At 63.7% G+C, this 917-nt stretch carries 2 protein-coding genes; both read left to right on the top strand.

Annotated elements, in window-relative coordinates; all coding sequences use genetic code 11:
- Positions 1 to 403, top strand: a 403-nt coding sequence (locus tag EGI20_RS18825; protein WP_498633226.1) for a class I SAM-dependent methyltransferase, incomplete at its 5' end; no start/stop codon positions are given.
- Complete coding sequence (locus tag EGI20_RS18820) at positions 372 to 899, top strand: chalcone isomerase family protein (protein ID WP_498629052.1); 528 nt, start codon at positions 372 to 374, stop codon at positions 897 to 899. The genes EGI20_RS18825 and EGI20_RS18820, both read left to right, overlap by 32 nt.
- Positions 900 to 917: the final 18 nt, after the last annotated feature.

Below are 917 nucleotides of genomic sequence, written 5' to 3'. Positions count from 1 at the left end.
TGCGCGCAGCGGGGACATTGGGCTGGCCGAAGCCTACCGTGACGGGCTGGTCGACAGCCCGGACTGGGTCGCGCTGATGCATCTGGCTACCGTCAATGAGCATGCGCTGGAGCAGGCCATCCATGGCAGCTGGCTGGGGACGCTGGCCTACTGGCTGCGCCATCTGACGCGCGCCAATACCCGCGCCGGCCTGAGTCTTGCCGACGACTACCGTTTCGGCGCCGACTACGCCGAAACGCTGCGCCGCTGGCATACGCAATTCGAGGAACAGCTACAGCGGATACACGTCCAGGGCTTTGACGAGGCTTTTGTCAGGCTGTGGCGTTTTTATCTGGCTTATTGCATTGCAGGATTTGATACGGAGCGAACCGATGTCTGCCAGCTTGAAATTCATCGTTCTTAGTGCGCTATGCCTGGCAACCACCCTCGCGCAAGCGCTGCCCGCCAGCGTGACGCAGACGCTGCCGGATCTGGAGGCAAGGGGCAGCGGCAATATGCGCTGGTTCGGCCTGCGCCTGTATCAGGCGACGCTGTACACCCCGGGCGGGCGCGAATTTGCCTGGCAAGCGCCGTTCGCACTGGAAATACGCTACGCGCGCGCCTTTAGCACCGACGAGCTGGCCGCCTCCAGCCGTGACGAGATGGCACGTTTGGGCACACCCAAAGCGGAACTGCCGCAGGTGTTCAGCACGCTGCGCCGCGTTTTTCCCAGCGTCAGCGAAGGCGATGTGATCGTCGGCGCACAGGATGCCAACGGCCATACCCGCTTCTGGCACAACGGCAGGGAAACCGGGCAGATTACCGACCCGGGCTTCGGACGCCGCTTTTTCAGCATCTGGCTCAGCCCACAAACACGCGAGCCGGCGCTACGCAGCGCGCTACTGGCCAAGGCTCGCTAATGCTTGGCACACGCGCGC

The sequence above is a fragment of the Aquitalea sp. S1-19 genome, assembly GCF_024343515.1.
This window is presented reverse-complemented; position numbering and strand designations above follow the sequence as displayed.